This is a genomic window from Streptomyces sp. NPDC025806 (genome assembly GCF_055558275.1).
Genome location: NZ_JBVHMU010000002.1, coordinates 162,681 through 177,960 on the forward strand (window position 1 = coordinate 162,681; position 15,280 = coordinate 177,960).

Here is a 15,280-nt window from a genome sequence, read left to right on the forward strand (position 1 = left end):
GGACCCCCGTGCCCCGCGACCACTGGCTCCAGCAGATCCGCCGCCTCGACCCGGAGAAGGACTTCGAGGAGATCTACCGCATCAGCACCGCGCACGAGTTCCCCTGGGACACGATGCAGGCCCTGGGCTTCGCCCTGTACCGCACGTACGCGGTGCCGAGCATCGGCCGACTCCTGCGTGACACGGGGGAGTTCACGGCGCGCCCGCAGAAGCGCTACGACGACACGGTGCTGATCCTCGACGCGCCGGGCGAGCACGGCCTCGACTCGCCGCAGGGGCGCGAGGCGATTCGCCGCATGAACCAGATGCACCGCGCCTACGACATCTCCAACGACGACTTCCGGTACGTGCTCGCCACGTTCGTCGTGGTCCCCAAGCGCTGGCTCGACGACTACGGCTGGCGGCCCTACTCCCGTCACGAGGTGCGGGCGGCGACCCATTACTACCGGGCCCTCGGCGCCCGCATGAACATTCGCGACATCCCGGAGACCTTCGAGGAGTTCGAGGCGCTCATGGAGGACTACGAGCGCCGCCACTTCACGTTCGACGACGGCGGGCACGCCATCTCCGAGGCGACCCTGGACCTGATGGCGTCCTGGTACCCGGGCCCACTGGCCCCGCTGATGCGCAAGGCCTCGCTGTGTCTGATGGACGCCCCGCTGCGCGCCGCGTTCGGCTACGCCGACCCGCCGCCCGCGCTGGAACGCACCGTGCGCGGCGGGATGCGGCTGCGCGGCCGTCTCGTGCGGCTGCTCCCGCCGCGCCGCACACCGCAGTTCGCCCGCCAGAGCTCCAACGTCCGCGGCTACCCGAACGGTTACCGGGTCGCGGAGCTCGGCACCTTCCCCCAGGGCTGCCCCGTGCACGAGCGCGAGGAGCAGAACTAGGGGGTCTGGGTGATCAGCCGGCTCGTCGTGACGGCACGGACGCCGTCCGGCGCGTTGTCCGCCGTGAGCGTCAGCGGGCCGGACACGGCCGTGCCGGCCGGTGCGTACCCGGCCGGGGCCGCCGTCTCCCGCCAGTAGTACGTGCCGAGGCCGACGGCACTGGAGCAGAGCCCGGAGCCGTCGGTCGTGCAGGTCCCGCCGACCTTCGTGTCGGGTCCGGCGCCGGACGTCTGGAGGCCGGGCGCCTTGTTGGTTTCCCGCCACAGTTCGAACTCGGCGCCGGGGAGGGCGAACCCGGTCGCGGCGTCCTTCTTGAGCACGCTCACCCGGCCCACCCGGTAGGACGCGCCGGAGCAGTCCGGCAGCTCGCCGAGGAACGGCCGGCTGTGGAACCGCGGTCCGCCGTCGGGGCTCTTGTCGCCGGTGTGCGTGAGCGAGCCGGCCGTGAGGAAGCGCCCGTCGACCTCGGCGGCCGACACTCTGGCCATGGAGTTCTGCTCGCCGATCAGGACGCTGCCCTCGATCCGGCCGCCGCCCGTGAGCGTCACGTCGGTGGCGTCCGGGAAGTTCCACAGGAGACGGTCCCGGTGGGCGTCGAGTCCGGCGGCGGCGCCGTCGGTGTGGAGTGTGCGGTGCGTGCCGCGGACGTTGACCAGGATCGTCGCGCCGTCGGGGATCCTGGCGAAGGACAGGTCCGCCGGGCCGTCGTCCGCCCCGGCCAGGTCGAAGTCGACGTCGAACACCTGGAGGCGGGAGCCGCCGTCGCCGGTGAGGACGATCCGCCCGTCGGAGGCCCGCACGGCGGTACCCGTCGCCGCGCGCGGCGTGCCGCCGGGCCGGGCGTAGCAGCGGCTCACGCCGGTGAACTCGTCGCGCCACCGCGCGTACCGTGCGACGGCGGAGGTGTCCCGGACGACGCTCCGGGCGTCGACCTCGCCGGTGACGGCCCCGGCGTGCCGCACGGCACCGGACCCGGCCAGGAGGCGCTGCCCGCCGGCCACGGTCACGTCGCCGCCGGTCGTCAGGAGGTCGGGGCCGGTGCCCGGAGCCCCGAGCGAGTAGGCCCGGTCCGTGCCGGACCGGTTCATGTCGAAGTCGCCGAGGACGACGGCGGGCCCCTCGGCCCCGGCGGCGCCGCCCCGGACCAGGAGATCGCCCCCGGCGAAGAGCGCGACGCCACTGTCACGGCCGCCGGGCAGCGGGGCCGCCGCGGCGGCCGGACCGAGCGCGAGGAGCGGGAGCGCCCCGGCGAGCACCGCGCACGCCAGACCCGTCGCGCGCACCCGGGAGCGCCGGGCCGCCCCGCGCGGGGAGAGAACGGTGGAGAGGACAGTCATACGGTCGAGAATCGGCCGGTCCGCGCCGGGGCCGCGGCTGCCACTCCGTGAGGACACGGGAACGGATCAGTGGCTCAGGGTGCCTTGGGCAGGACTTCGCAGAGCGTGTCCAGGGCGGCCGCGAAGCCGTGGTCCGGGGGAGTGCCGTAGCTGATGACCAGTCCGTCGCGCGGCGGCATCGCGCTGTCCGGATGGCGGTAGGCGTGCAGCCCGTCCAGGGCCAGGCCCGCCCGCCGGGCCGCGCGCAGCGCCGACTCCTCGGTCCCGGGCGGGAGTTCGAGGACCGCGTGCAGTCCGGCGGCGATGCCGCTCACCCGGACGTGCGGGGCGCGCTCGGCGAGCGTGCGCACGACCAGGTCGCGGCGGCGCCGGTAGTGCTGCCGCATCCGCCGCAGATGCCGGTCGTACGCGCCGCAGGCCAGGAAGTCGGCGAGGGTCAGCTGGTCGACGACCCCGGACCACATCTCCCGCGGCCCCTTCGCCGCCACCACCGCCTCGGCCAGCGGGCCCGGCAGCACCATCCAGCCGAGCCGCAGCGCGGGGGACAGGCTCTTGCTGGTCGAGCCGAGATAGGCGACCCGGTCGGGGTCGAGGCCCTGGACGGCGCCGACCGGCTGGCGGTCGTAGCGGAACTCCCCGTCGTAGTCGTCCTCGACGAGCAGGCCGCCGTGCGAGCGTGCCCAGTCGACGACCGCCGCCCGGCGCTCCGGGTGCAGCGGACCGCCCGTGGGGAACTGGTGCGCCGGGGTGAGCAGCAGGGCCTCGGCGCCGCTGCCCGCCAGCTCGTCGACGCGGGCGCCGTGCGCGTCCACCGTCAGCGGGACGGTGCGCGGGCCGGCCCGTTCGGCGAGGCCGCGGTGGAAGGAGAGGCCGTAGGACTCCACCGCGAGCGGGCCGCGCAGGACGCCGCTCAGCAGGGACAGGGCGTGCGCGAAGCCGGAGCAGACCACGATCCGGTCGGGCTCGGTGCGTACCCCGCGCGCCCGGCCCAGATACTCGGCGAGCGCCGCCCGCAGCTCGGGCCGCCCCCGCGGATCGCCCACGCCGAACGCGTCGTTGGGGGCCGTCGCCAGGGCGCGGCGCGCCGAGGTGGCCCAGGCGGAGCGGGGGAACGAGGACGCGTCGGGCGAGCTGGGCATCAGGTCGTGCAGGACCCGCGGCCGTTCGGGCCGGCCCGGCCGCTGCGCCGGGGCGGCGCGGTGCGGGGTGCCGCGCGGCGCCACCTGGGTGCCCGAGCCCTGCCGGGCCGACAGCCAGCCCTCCTCGACGAGTTCGGCGTAGGCGGTGGCGACCGTGTTGCGGGCGATGCCGAGATCGCGGGCCAGCGTGCGGTACGGGGGAAGGCGGGTGCCGGGGGCGAGCCGCCCGGAGCGGACGGCCTCGCGCAGCGCGTGCATGAGCCGGACCCGCAGACTGCCCTCCCCGGACAGCTCCAGATGGAGATCCGTACCGGGGACCTCGGGCGCCGCGGGGCGGCCCGCCGCCTCCCTGGTCTCTGTCATGATCACGGACCCTACCTGTCGGTCAGGACTCCAGTTCGCCTAGGAAACGGCGTATCGCTTCGTACAGGACCCCGGGGTGTTCGAGGTGGACGTCGTGGCCCGCGCCGGGGACGCTCAGCGCGCGCACGTGCGGGCGCGCCGCGAGCAGGGTGTCCGCCTCGCCGGGCGCGATGATGCCGTTCTGTCCGAGCACCACGAGCGTCGGGCAGGTGACGGCCGACCACTCGGTCCAGAACGACCGCTCGGCGATCTCCGCGAGGGACGCGACCATCACGTCGGCGTCGAACCGCGGCCACCAGCCACCGTCCCGCTCCTCGAGCCCCCGCGCCCAGCCCTCGCCGACCGGGCCGCCGCCGAGGAACTCCACGGCCGCCGCGCGGGACGGGAACGGGGTCGGCCAGGACTCCAGCCAGCCGCCGATCTCGGCCTGCACCCCCGCGTTCGGACCGCCCGCGCCCGCCTCGACGAGCACGAGCGCGTACGGCAGGTCCGGGTGCGCGGCGGCGGTGAGCAGCGCCGTGTGGCCGCCGAGCGACTGGCCCACCAGGACCGGCCGCTCCAGGCCCAGTTGCTCCACGACGGCGACGACGTCCGCGACGTACGCGGCGCGGGCCGTGTCCGCCGGGCGACGCTCACTGGCTCCGTGCCCGCGCTGGTCGACGGCGACCACCCGGTGCCGGGGGCCGAGCGCGTCGGCGAGGGCGTCCCACTCGCCGGAGTGTCCGGCCAGGCCGTGCAGCAGCACGACGGGACGGCCGTCGCCGCCCCGGTCCCGGCACACCAGACGCACCCCGTCGCGCACGACGACGCGCTCCGTCCACGATCCGGCGTCCCCCATGCCGGTTCCCCTCTCGGCTCAGGCCTTCTTGACCACGCTCGACTTGAGCTGCATGGCTCCGAAGCCGTCGATCTTGCAGTCGATGTCGTGGCCGTCCACGGCGTCCGCGATCAGGCGGATGTTACGCACCTTCGTGCCGGCCTTGATCCCCGAGGGGCTGCCCTTGACCTTGAGGGCCTTGACGACGGTCACGGTGTCGCCGTCGGTGAGCACATTGCCCACCGCGTCCTTGATGACGCCTTGGGCGTCAGCATCGCCGGACGCGGTGTCGCCGGCGGCGGGGGACCACTCGTGGGCGCACTCGGGGCACACGAGCAGCGCGCCCATCTCGTAGGTGTAGGCACTGGAGCACTGGGGGCAGGGCGGAAGCGATTCAGTCACCGGGGGAGTGTAGGTAGGGAGTCGCGGAATTGCGAAATTATGCAATTCGTTAGATGGTGAAGCGGTCGTCTCGGGAAGCTCCCGCATGCGGAAGCCCGGGAGGCGCGAGGGAAGTCCGGGCAGTTCAGGAGGGGAGTCACGTGTCGGTTCCGCTGTACCAGGCCAAGGCCGAGTTCTTCCGGATGCTCGGTCACCCCGTGCGGATAAGGGTCCTGGAGCTTCTCCAGGACGGCCCGACACCGGTACGCGACCTGCTCGCCGCCATCGAGGTCGAGCCCGCCGCGCTGTCGCAGCAGCTCGCCGTGCTCCGCCGCTCCGGCATCGTCAGCTCCCGGCGCGAGGGCGCCACCGTCGTGTACGCGCTCGCCGGCGGCGACGTCGCCGACCTGATGCGGGCCGCCCGCCGGATCCTCACCGAGATGCTCGCCGGACAGGGCGAACTCCTGGCCGAGCTGCAGGAGTCCGAGGTCGGTACCCGATGAAGCCGACCCGCCGCGCCCGGTCGCTGGTGGGCCGGGTCACCGCCCTGCTGCCGCACCGCGCCGACCTCACCGACCTGCGCCGCGATCCGCGCCGCGACCTGCTCGCCGGGCTCACCGTCGCCATCGTCGCGCTGCCCCTCGCACTCGGCTTCGGCGTCTCCTCCGGCCTCGGCGCGGAGGCCGGCCTCGCCACCGCCGTCGTCGCCGGCGCGCTCGCCGCCGTCTTCGGCGGATCGAATCTGCAGGTGTCCGGACCGACCGGTGCCATGACCGTCGTCCTGGTGCCGATCGCCGCCCGCTACGGGCCCGGCGGGGTGCTCACCGTCGGCCTCGTCGCCGGACTGCTGCTCGTCGCGCTCGCCCTGGCCCGCGCCGGCCGGTACATGAGCTACGTGCCCGCGCCGGTCGTCGAGGGCTTCACCCTCGGCATCGCGGGCGTCATCGCCCTCCAGCAGGTGCCGAACGCCCTGGGCGTCGACAAGCCCGAGGGCGACCGCGTCCTCGTCGTCACCTGGCGCGCCGTCGAGGAGTTCCTGAGCGCGCCCAACTGGACGGCCGTCGCCCTCGCCGGCGGCGTCGCCGTGCTCATGCTCGTCGGCACCCGGCTGCGGCCCACGGTCCCCTTCTCCATCGTCGCCGTCATCGCCGCCACCCTCGTCGCCCAGCTCGCGCACCTCGACGCGGCCCCGCCCATCGGGGACCTGCCCTCCGGGCTGCCCGCGCCCTCGCTCGCCTTCCTCGACCTCGGCGCGCTCGGCACCCTGCTGCCCTCGGCGCTCGCCGTCGCCGCGCTCGCCGCCCTCGAATCCCTGCTCTCCGCGTCCGTCGCCGACGGCATGACGGTCGGCCGCCGGCACGACCCCGACCGGGAGCTGTTCGGGCAGGGCCTCGCGAACATCGCCGCGCCCCTGTTCGGCGGCGTCCCCGCGACCGGCGCCATCGCCCGCACCGCCGTCAACGTCCGCACCGGCGCCGGATCACGCCTCGCCGCGCTCACCCACGCCGCCGTCCTCGCCGTGATCGTCTTCGCGGCCGCCCCGCTCGTCTCGAAGATCCCGCTCGCGGCCCTCGCCGGCGTACTGCTCGCCACCGCGATCCGCATGGTCGAAGTCGGCTCCCTGCGCGCCATGGCCCGGGCCACCCGCTCGGACGCCCTGATCCTCGTCCTGACCGCCGTCGCCACCCTCGCCCTCGACCTCGTCTACGCCGTGCTCATCGGGCTCGCCGTCGCCGGACTGCTCGCCCTGCGCGCCATCGCGGGGCAGGCCCGGCTCGACGAGGTGCCCCTCGACCAGGGCGACCACAGCGCCGAGGAACACGCGCTGCTGGCCGAGCACATCGTGGCGTACCGGATCGACGGACCGCTGTTCTTCGCCGCCGCCCACCGCTTCCTGCTGGAACTCGCCGAGGTCGCCGACGTGCGCGTCGTCATCCTGCGCATGAGCCGTGTGACCACCATGGACGCGACCGGCGCACTCGTCCTCAAGGACGCGGTCGAGAAACTCGGCCGACGCGGCATCACCGTCCTCAGCTCCGGCATCAGGCCGGGCCACCGCCGCGTCCTGGAGTCCGTCGGCGCGCTGCCCCTGCTCCTGGGCGACGGCCACGAGTACGCCACGACGCCCGAGGCCATCGCCGCCGCCCGAGCCCACCTGGAACACACCGGCGTCCTGCCCGCCCCGCGCGCGGTCGCCGTCGGCGAGGAGACGGTCCGATGAGCACCGGACAGGGCGCGACACCGCGCATGGTCGAGGTCTCCGGCGCGGAGGCCCTGTGGCTCCTCGAAGGCAGCAGCACCGGACGCCTCGTGTACGTACGCCGGGACCAGGCCGTCGTCCGGCCCGCCCGGCACCTGTGGGGCACGGGACGGCTCCTCGTGCGCGCGCCCGCCGCCGTCGGCGTCCTGCCCGACGCCGTCTCGTACCACGTCGACGAGGTCGACGAGAGGACCGGCGAGGGCTGGACCGTCACCGTGACCGGCCCCGTCGACACGGTCACCGAACCCCACGAGGCCGCCCACTACCGGCGCGTCCTGCCCGGCTGGACGCACGGACCGCACGACGCCGTGCTCCGCGTCCGTCCGCAGACCGTCACCGGCTTCCGGCTCACGGCCCCCGGAGCCGCCCGGTGAACACGCCGAACGGCGCCATGCCGCTGCGCCACGCCCTCACCGTGCCCGCCGAGGGCTCCGCCGTACGCCTCGCCCGCGAGACCGCGCAGATGGTCCTCGCCGAATGGGGCGTCAACCCGGGCCATCCCGCCGTGGACCCCGCCCTGCTGATACTCAGCGAGCTGGTCACCAACAGCGTCCGGCACGCCGCCGCGCTCGCCCCGACCCTCACGGTCGTCTTCGCGGCCGGCGCCGACTGTCTCGCGTTCGGTGTCCACGACCGGCACCCCGACCGGCCCTCGCTGCACGAGACCGCCGCCGGTTCGCCCGACGGCGGACTGGGCACCGTCATGGAGCTGACCCATGGTCTGGGCGGCAGCGCCGTCGTCCGCGGGGACGCGGACGGTCAGGGCAAGAGCATCTGGATCACCCTGCCCCTGTGACGCGCGCACCGGGGCCCGCCGTCGCGGCGGCGTACGAAAGGCAGTGGACGAGGACGATGACCATCGAATGGCGTTACCGCATCGAGCAGGACCTGGGCATCCTCTCCGTGTCCGGACACCTCGGCCCGGAGGCCGCCCACCGGTTCACCGGCGCCGTCGGCTGGGTCGTGGCACGCGGCTCCGGGCCCGTGGTCGTCGACCTGACCGAGCTGCGCGGCTGGTCCACCGAGGGGCAGCTGGCCATCGTCGCGGCCGCCCGCCGGCTCGCCGACTGCGGCCGGGCCATGGAGCTCGCGGCGATCCCGGCGGACGGCTCGCTCGTGCCGAGCGGCGACTGCCCCGCCATCCCCGTCCACTGCGATCTGCCCGCCGCGCTCGCCGCCCACGCGCCCCGCGACGGCGGCGCCGACGAGCCGCACGAGTGGCGCACCGAGGGCTGGGCCGGCTGACGCGCGCCCCGGCGCCGGGGCGCCGGTCCACGAGGCCGCCGGGACGCGCGAAGATAGGCCCATGGTGACGAATTCTGGGCGTGGGGACCGTGGCAGCCGGGGGCGCCGGCGATGAGCACACCCCTGTACCAACTCAAGGCCGAGTTCTTCAAGACGCTGGGCCATCCGGCCCGCATCCGCGTCCTTGAACTGCTGAGCGAGCGCGAGCACGCGGTCGCCGAGATGCTCCCCGAGGTGGGCATCGAACCCGCCCACCTCTCCCAGCAGCTCGCGGTGCTGCGCCGGGCGAACCTCGTGGTGACCCGCAAGGAGGGCTCGAACGTCCACTACTCACTGACCAGCCCTCACGTGGCCGAACTGCTCCGGGTCGCCCGCACCATCCTCTCCGGCGTCCTCAGCAACCAGGCCGAACTCCTCGCGGACCTGCGCTCGTCACCGGGCGAGCGGGGGCGGTCCCACTAGGCCGGACCACCCGCCCGGCGCCGCGGGTCAGGCCGGTGACTCAGGAGCGGTCGGCGAGCCTTTCCGCCATGGCCGTCAGCCGGTCCGTCGCGTGCGCCACCCCGAGTCCGTCCATGTAGTCGCGGACATGCACGATCCTGCCGTCGCGGACCCGGATCACGAGCAGCCCGGGGAAGTCGAAGGACTTGCCGGTCGTGGTGAAGGTCCCGGAGACGGTCTGCTCGACGACGAGCACCTCCGGGTCGGTGCTCTCGTGCACGACGACCTCGCGGATCTCCCGCGGCTGCGCCGGGCTCGCGCCCCAGGCCGCCCGGTAGCCCGCGCGCACCTCCTCACGTCCCTCGAAGCGCTCGGGCAGGCCCGGGAACAGGAACGGGAACTCGTGGACGGCGTCGACCTCGTACAGGTCGGCCAGGTCGTCCGCGGACTTGTCGAGCATGGCCCGGTGGTAGCGGGTGAGGATCTCGCGCGGGCCGAGACCGGCCGAGCTGGTGTGCGGCATGGCAGTGGGACTCCGTTCCATGGGTGGGCGTTCAACGAGCGCGGGCGTCGTTGACGAACGCGCCGTCGATCAGGATCGGTACGACCGGGGCCGTGTCGGGTTCCGTGGCGATCTCCACGTCCTCGCGGAAGCCGAGCAGATCCTCCTCGGCGAGCCGGAGCGTGCCGTCGGCCGCGCGCTCGCCGGCCGCGATCACCGCGACCGGTCGCTCCGGCGTGCCGAGGCCCTCGGCGGTGAGCCGGCGGCCGACCGCCGTCGCGTTGCGCAGACAGGACGCGACCACCAGGGTCCCGGGTCCGGCGGTGGCCGCGATGGTCGAGCCGTTGGGGGACGGGAGCACGAGCCGTGGGGTGAACGGCGCGCGGCGCAGCGAGGCCGGGGACAGCGACCACGGGGTGTCGGCGCCGAGCGCGCTCCGGCCGACGGCCAGCCGCGCCCCGACCCGCCGCGCGAACTGTGCCGCGCTCGTGTCCCGCCACCGGTACGGATACGCGCGGGTGCCCGCCGCCACGGCGACGGACACCGCCGTCGTGAATGACAACACGTCGACGACCACCAGGCAGGCGACGCGCGGGGCGAGGCGGGCCGCGCCGTCCGGGCCCCACGCGAAGTACACGCCGTGCCCGGCCGGTTCGGACTCAGCGGGCATGGCGGGGGTGGTCGCGGGCCGTGCGCTCGTTGCCCCTGCGGTAGTTGCCCGTCCAGCGGGCCATCACCAGCTGCGCGTCCCCGCTCTCGGCCTCCCGCACGAACCGCGCGGCCCGGTCCCCGCGCAGCACGGTCGCCGTGCGGTGGTGGTGCGTGATGCGTACGGTGCCGTCGGCCCGTTCCTCGTACGCGAAACCCTGCGGTGCGGGCATGCCTCGGGACCCCCCTTGTCGCGGAGCTCCATCGTGCCGGGCCGGTGCGCGGGGCGCGAGCCGTTATCCGGTGTGCGGGGACCGAGGGACGAGCAGGGCGTCGACGGCCAGGGCGCCCGTCGGTGACACCCGGACCGGGTTGAGCTCGATCTCGGCGAGGCCGGGGTGCGCCGTGAGCAGCCGGGAGACCGTCACGATCACCCCGGCGAGCGCCGTGACGTCGAGAGGCGGGGAGCCGCGCCACCCGTCGAACAGCGGGTGCAGGCGCAGCCGCCGCAGCATCGCCCGCGCCGTCGCCCCCGTGCACGGAGCCAGTTCGACCGCGAGGTCAGGATCGAGCTCGGCCCGGACCCCGCCCGCGCCGACCACCACGACCGGCCCGAACGACGGATCCCTCCGCGCGGCCACGAGCAGTTCCACCACCCCGGGTCTGCGGTCCATCTCCTCCACGACGAACCGGTGCGGGCCCAGATGGTCCACCATGTCGGCGTGCGCGGCGCCGAGTTCGGCCGCGTCGCGCAGCCCGGTGACGACACCGCCGTGCTCCGTCTTGTGCTCCAGCCAGTCCGCCTTGAGCACGAGGGGTGGGGTGAGGCCGGAGACGAGCGGGCCGGGGTCAGTGGTCCCCGGCGGCAGGGCGACGGCCCGAGGGAAGGGCACCCCGGCGCCGTCGAGCAGGCGGCGCGCCGCCCAGTACCCAGCGCCGAGGACGTCCGTGCCCGGTCCCACGCGCGGATCGCGGGCAGCGCCGGTGCCGGTGTCTGTGTCTGGGCTCGGGTCCGCGTCCACGCCCGACGATTCAGGAAGCGGCGCCCGGTGCAGCGGCGGTGCGGCCAGGCGTCGCGCCGTCGCCACCGACCGCAGCGCCCCCTCGACGTCCCGATACGTGGGCACGCCCGCGCCCCGCAACTCCCCGATGGTGACCGTGTCTTCGGCCATCGAGTGCACCACCACCGGCACCCCGCGTCCGGCCGCGATCGCGCCGAGGTCGCGTGCGGCGACGGACTCCGTCGGCTGGTGCGCGGGGATGTCCCGGCCGTAGCTGCCGAAGTAGCCGCTGAGCACGACGGCGTCCGCGACGCCGGCCGCGGCGGTCGCCGCCACCGTGGCGGCGTACGTGCTGAGGTCCTGCTCGCCCGCGCCCGCGAGGTCCACCGGGTTGGCGACGGCGGCCTGCGGCGGCAGGCGCCGGGCCAGGTCGTCCCGTAGGGCCGGAGGGAAGGGGATCACGTCGAGGCCGAGCCGGGCCGCGGTGTCCGCCGCGACCGCTGCCTGCCCGCCGCTGTCCGCCACGATCGCCACGCGCGGCCCGCGCACCGGACGGGAACGCATCAACAGCTGTGCGGTGTCCGCCAGTTGGGCCGGGGTGTCGACGCGGACCGCGCCCACCGCGCGGCACGCCGCGTCCACGACGTCGACGCCGGAGGTCATCGCGCCGGTGTGGGACAGGGCGGTGCGCCGCGCGGCGCCGCTGGCGCCCACGGTGAGGACGAGGACCGGCTTGCCCGCGCGCCGCAGCCGGTCGAGCGTGCCGAGCAGGCGCTCGCCGTCGCCGAAGCTCTCCAGGTAGAGGGCGACCACCCTCGTGGCGTCGTGGTCGACGAGGTCGTCGAGGACCTCCGCCGCCGTCACGTCGAGCTGGCTGCCCACGGACACGAACCGGGACACGCCGATCCGCGCCGACGCCGCCGCCCCGGCGATCTCCAGGCCCAACTGGCCGCTCTGCGACACCACCGCGAGGCCGCCCGGGGTGAACGAGCCCCAGGCCAGGCAGAGTTCGGCCGCCGCGTCGTACAGGCCCAGGCAGTTCGGCCCGAGCAGTCGCGTCGACGGCCCGGCCGCGACGGTCGCCGCGAGGGCCGGTTCGTCCGGGACGCCCGCGGTGATGGCGAGCAGGCCCGGCGCCCCGAGGGCGGTGGTCAGCGCGACCCCGTCGGCCAGCGCCGCCGCCGGGACCGCGAAGGCGACCAGGTCGGGCACTTCGGGCAGTGCGTCCAGGCCCCGGTGACAGGGGTGGCCGAGCACCTCGCCGCCCCGCGCGTTCACCAGGTGCACCCGCCGCCGGTGCCGGCCCGCGAGCGCCCCGCGGGCCAGCCAGTGCCCCCACTTCTCGGGCCGCTCGCTCGCCCCCACGACCGCCACGGAGCGAGGGTCGCGGAACACCCCGAGGCCGCTCACGGCTTCGCCAGGGCGCGGGAGACGATGAGCCGCTGGATGTCCGAGGTGCCCTCCTCGATCTCCTCCAGCTTGGCGTCCCGCATCCACTTCTCGGCCAGGTACTCCTGCGCGTACCCCCAGCCGCCCAGTGTCTGCACCGCCGCCCACGTGGCGAACATCGCGCTCTCCGAACCGACCAGCTTCGCCGTCGCCGCCTCGGCGGTCACCCGCTGCCCCGCGTCGAAGAGCCGCGCCGCCCGCATCGTCGCCAGATGGGCGCCGTCCGTGCGGACCGCCATGTCGGCGAGCCGGAACGCGACCGCCTGGTGCTCGATGATCGGGACCCCGAACTGCTCCCGCTCCCGCGCGTACCCCACGGCCAGGTCGAGCGCGGCCCGGCACAGGCCGGTGCAGGACGCGCCGATCAGGACGCGGGAGGCGTCGAAGGTGCGCATCAGGCCCGAGAAGCCCTCGCCCTCCGCGCCGAGCCGGTCCGCGACCGGAACGACGACCTCGTCGAGGAACACCTCCGCGTTGACGATCGCCCGCTGCCCCATCTTGCGCATCGGCTTCCCCACGCTGACCCCGGGTGTGTCCCGCTCCACGACGAACGCCGTCACGCCCCGGGACCGCAGTGCCGGGTCGACCGTTGCGAACACCACGAACCGCTCCGCGTAAGGGGCGTTGGAGATCCACGTCTTCTGCCCGCTGAGCACGTAGTGGTCGTCCTTGCGGACGGCGCGGGTGCGGATGCCCGCCGCGTCCGAGCCGCGGTCGGGCTCGGTGACGGCGAGCGCGGTGAGCGGCGGCGCGTCCGTCGTCAGCGGGCGCAGCCAGCGCTCCTTCTGCTCTTCGGTGCCCATTTCGAGCACCGGGGCGGCGAAGAAGCCGCTGGAGGTCAGGAGGTTGCCGATGCCGATGTCGCCGTGGCACAGCTCCTGCTGGACGAGTGCCTGCGTCACGAGGTCGGTCACGCCGCCGCCCCCGTACGCGGCGGGGATCATGAAGGAACTCAGGCCGGTCTCCGCGGCCTTCGCCCACAGGTCGAGCGGGGAGACGGTCTGCGCGTCGTCCACCTCACGGGCCCGGGGCCGGATCTCGGCGGCGGCGAAGTCGCGGGCGAGCCGCACCAGATCGCGCTGCTCGGGGGAGAGGTCGGGTGCGTCACGGACGGTGTACGACATGGAGCGGCTCCGTGGTCGAGAGAAGACGGAAGAGGGGTTCGGGCGGCGTCAGTTGGGGACGGCCGGCTGTGCGGCGGCGCTCTCCTCGTCCGGGGCCGGCGCCCCGGCCTTGAGGGCGAAGAACCCCGGGGAGATCCGCGCGTACGCCCACATCAGGAGCAGACCGAGCAGCAGGGTGCCCGCGCCGATGACGAAGACGCCGCCGATGTGCCAGTGCGGGGGCACGGGCAGGGTCCAGGACGTGTAACTGTTCACCGGGTCCCAGTCGTTCTTCAGGCTCCACACCCCGGCCGCGACGAGCATCAGGCCGCCGAGTCCGGGCAGCACGAGCCGCAGCCACAGGTCGCCGGCGCCGGAGCGCCACCGGTCCCGGTGCGCCCAGGCGGAGGTGAGGCCGGTGAGCCCGTAGTAGAAGGCGATCATGAGGCCGCAGGAGGAGACCGCGTCGCCGATGACCAGGCCGTCGCTGAGGAAGTTCATGACGACGTAGGCCAGCGCCCCCGCGACGCCGGTCGCCAGCGTGGCGACCTGCGGGATCCGGTAGCGCGGGTGCACCCGGGCGAAGGCGCGCGGCGCGGCTCCGCGGTCGCCCATGGCGAGCAGCGTGCGGCCGAGCGCGAGGACGGTCGTCTCGGTGGAGGCGGCGGCCGAGGACAGCACCATCAGGACGAGCAGGTGCCACAGGAACGAACCGAGGTCGCTGTCCCCGAAGACGGAATGGCCGATCGCCGAGAACACGTCGCCGAAGTTTTCCGGGTTGCCGAGCCCGATGCCGGTCGTGCCGATCCCGGCGAACGCCAGGGTCGCGACGGTCGCCACGAGATACAGCCCGAGCAGCATGACTGTGGAGGCGATCGCGGCGCGGCCGGGCGTGCGGTGCCGGTCCGCGGTCTCCTCGTTGACGGTGACGGCGGTCTCCCAGCCCCAGTAGATGAACAGCATCAGGACCAGGCCGCTCACGAAGGCGCTGGGGGAGGCGATCTCGAACGGGTTGAGCCAGGACAGGCTGGGCCGGTGCGCGCCGGGTCCCGCGTGGCCGCCGTAGACGCGGACGAGTGCGACGACGGAGAAGACGGCGAGCATGCCGAACTCGAGGAAGAGCAGGACTCGTTGGACGGCCGCCGCGACCTCGATGCCGCGGTAGCACACGGCCGTCATCAGGCCGATCCAGCCGAGGCCCACGAGCAGCACCCAGGGGCTCGACGCGTCGGCGCCGATGCCGCGGGCGCCGACGAGGATGAACACGTACTGGCCGGCGACCTGCGCGAGGCTCGCCATCACCAGGACGAACGAGCTGATGATCGCCCAGCCGCCGAAGAAGCCGACGCGCGGGCCGAGCACGCGGGTGGCCCAGGTGAAGATCGTCCCGCAGTCGGGCTCCTGGCGGTTGAGCGCCGCGTAGCCGAAGGAGACGAACAGGATCGGCACGAAGGCCAGCAGCACGATGGACGGCGCCTGGAAGCCGACGAACGCCACGATGAAGGCGAGGGTCGCGGCGAGACTGTACGCGGGGGCGGCCGAGGCCACCGAGAGGATGAGGCTCGCGGTCAGGCCGAGCGCGCCGGCCCGCAGGCCGCGGCCCGACGACGAGCTCGTCGTGGGCGGAGTGGTTGCCATGGTCGAACCCCCTGTCCGGGGTAGATGTCCGGGTGGCTTGCGCGGTGTGTCTCCGGAGTGCGATTCGCA

General features: G+C 74.5%; 17 protein-coding genes. 7 read left to right on the forward strand and 10 right to left on the reverse strand.

The genetic code is table 11. From position 1 onward, the window contains the following. Positions 1 to 8: 8 nt before the first annotated feature. Positions 9 to 887 carry an oxygenase MpaB family protein gene (locus tag ACZ4E1_RS04310; protein WP_467535682.1) on the forward strand — a complete coding sequence of 293 codons (879 nt, stop codon included), beginning with the start codon at positions 9 to 11 and terminating at the stop codon, positions 885 to 887. Here ACZ4E1_RS04310 and ACZ4E1_RS04315 read toward each other — a convergent pair. From ACZ4E1_RS04315 to ACZ4E1_RS04330, 4 genes are all read right to left on the reverse strand, one after another. Beyond that, on the reverse strand, positions 884 to 2,224 hold the full coding sequence (locus ACZ4E1_RS04315; protein ID WP_467535684.1) for a choice-of-anchor A family protein: 1,341 nt from the start codon (positions 2,222 to 2,224) through the stop codon (positions 884 to 886). The two genes, ACZ4E1_RS04310 and ACZ4E1_RS04315, sit on opposite strands and share 4 nt — an antisense overlap. Before the next feature lie 74 nt (positions 2,225 to 2,298). Next, the gene (gene pdxR / locus ACZ4E1_RS04320; RefSeq protein ID WP_467535686.1) at positions 2,299 to 3,726 is read right to left on the reverse strand and encodes a MocR-like pyridoxine biosynthesis transcription factor PdxR; all 1,428 of its coding nucleotides are present in this window, start codon (positions 3,724 to 3,726) and stop codon (positions 2,299 to 2,301) included. 22 nt (positions 3,727 to 3,748) lie between these two features. Continuing rightward, entirely contained in the window at positions 3,749 to 4,564 is an 816-nt protein-coding gene (locus ACZ4E1_RS04325; RefSeq protein ID WP_467535688.1) for an alpha/beta fold hydrolase, read from the reverse strand. 18 nt (positions 4,565 to 4,582) lie between these two features. Continuing rightward, the gene (locus ACZ4E1_RS04330; protein ID WP_467535690.1) at positions 4,583 to 4,945 is read right to left on the reverse strand and encodes a zinc ribbon domain-containing protein YjdM; all 363 of its coding nucleotides are present in this window, start codon (positions 4,943 to 4,945) and stop codon (positions 4,583 to 4,585) included. Positions 4,946 to 5,085: 140 nt separating this feature from the next. On the opposite strand from ACZ4E1_RS04330, the gene ACZ4E1_RS04335 reads away from it, so the two are divergent. The 6 genes from ACZ4E1_RS04335 to ACZ4E1_RS04360 all read left to right on the forward strand — a co-directional run bounded on the left by ACZ4E1_RS04335 (position 5,086) and on the right by ACZ4E1_RS04360 (position 8,891). Further along, the gene (locus ACZ4E1_RS04335; protein WP_188340635.1) at positions 5,086 to 5,427 is read left to right on the forward strand and encodes an ArsR/SmtB family transcription factor; all 342 of its coding nucleotides are present in this window, start codon (positions 5,086 to 5,088) and stop codon (positions 5,425 to 5,427) included. Then, complete coding sequence (locus ACZ4E1_RS04340) at positions 5,424 to 7,145, forward strand: SulP family inorganic anion transporter (RefSeq protein ID WP_467535693.1); 1,722 nt, start codon at positions 5,424 to 5,426, stop codon at positions 7,143 to 7,145. Before ACZ4E1_RS04335 ends, ACZ4E1_RS04340 begins: the two co-directional genes overlap by 4 nt. Continuing rightward, positions 7,142 to 7,558 (forward strand): pyridoxamine 5'-phosphate oxidase family protein, encoded by a 417-nt coding sequence (locus ACZ4E1_RS04345; protein ID WP_467535695.1) that lies wholly within the window; start codon positions 7,142 to 7,144, stop codon positions 7,556 to 7,558. Before ACZ4E1_RS04340 ends, ACZ4E1_RS04345 begins: the two co-directional genes overlap by 4 nt. A 17-nt stretch (positions 7,559 to 7,575) precedes the next feature. Continuing rightward, a complete protein-coding gene (locus ACZ4E1_RS04350; RefSeq protein WP_467536644.1) occupies positions 7,576 to 7,980 on the forward strand; it encodes an ATP-binding protein in 405 nt (134 codons plus the stop codon). A gap of 56 nt (positions 7,981 to 8,036) precedes the next feature. Beyond that, positions 8,037 to 8,429: an STAS domain-containing protein gene (locus ACZ4E1_RS04355; protein ID WP_384620423.1), complete on the forward strand. Its 393-nt coding sequence runs from the start codon at positions 8,037 to 8,039 to the stop codon at positions 8,427 to 8,429. A 111-nt stretch (positions 8,430 to 8,540) separates the two neighbouring features. Continuing rightward, complete coding sequence (locus ACZ4E1_RS04360; protein ID WP_467535697.1) at positions 8,541 to 8,891, forward strand: ArsR/SmtB family transcription factor; 351 nt, start codon at positions 8,541 to 8,543, stop codon at positions 8,889 to 8,891. Between the two features lie 40 nt (positions 8,892 to 8,931). On the opposite strand, the gene ACZ4E1_RS04365 is transcribed toward ACZ4E1_RS04360, so the two are convergent. The 6 genes from ACZ4E1_RS04365 to ACZ4E1_RS04390 all read right to left on the reverse strand — a co-directional run bounded on the left by ACZ4E1_RS04365 (position 8,932) and on the right by ACZ4E1_RS04390 (position 15,211). Further along, complete coding sequence (locus ACZ4E1_RS04365) at positions 8,932 to 9,393, reverse strand: nuclear transport factor 2 family protein (protein ID WP_467535699.1); 462 nt, start codon at positions 9,391 to 9,393, stop codon at positions 8,932 to 8,934. A gap of 31 nt (positions 9,394 to 9,424) precedes the next feature. Continuing rightward, the gene (locus ACZ4E1_RS04370) at positions 9,425 to 10,042 is read right to left on the reverse strand and encodes a 2-phosphosulfolactate phosphatase (RefSeq protein ID WP_467535701.1); all 618 of its coding nucleotides are present in this window, start codon (positions 10,040 to 10,042) and stop codon (positions 9,425 to 9,427) included. Further along, positions 10,032 to 10,253 carry a hypothetical protein gene (locus ACZ4E1_RS04375; RefSeq protein ID WP_467535702.1) on the reverse strand — a complete coding sequence of 74 codons (222 nt, stop codon included), beginning with the start codon at positions 10,251 to 10,253 and terminating at the stop codon, positions 10,032 to 10,034. The genes ACZ4E1_RS04370 and ACZ4E1_RS04375 overlap by 11 nt, the downstream gene beginning before the upstream one ends. A 63-nt stretch (positions 10,254 to 10,316) precedes the next feature. Beyond that, positions 10,317 to 12,395 (reverse strand): acetate--CoA ligase family protein, encoded by a 2,079-nt coding sequence (locus ACZ4E1_RS04380; protein ID WP_467535704.1) that lies wholly within the window; start codon positions 12,393 to 12,395, stop codon positions 10,317 to 10,319. A 32-nt stretch (positions 12,396 to 12,427) separates the two neighbouring features. Further along, the gene (locus ACZ4E1_RS04385; protein WP_467535706.1) at positions 12,428 to 13,594 is read right to left on the reverse strand and encodes an acyl-CoA dehydrogenase family protein; all 1,167 of its coding nucleotides are present in this window, start codon (positions 13,592 to 13,594) and stop codon (positions 12,428 to 12,430) included. Positions 13,595 to 13,642: 48 nt separating this feature from the next. Continuing rightward, positions 13,643 to 15,211: an APC family permease gene (locus tag ACZ4E1_RS04390; protein ID WP_467535708.1), complete on the reverse strand. Its 1,569-nt coding sequence runs from the start codon at positions 15,209 to 15,211 to the stop codon at positions 13,643 to 13,645. Between the last annotated feature and the right edge of the window lie 69 nt (positions 15,212 to 15,280).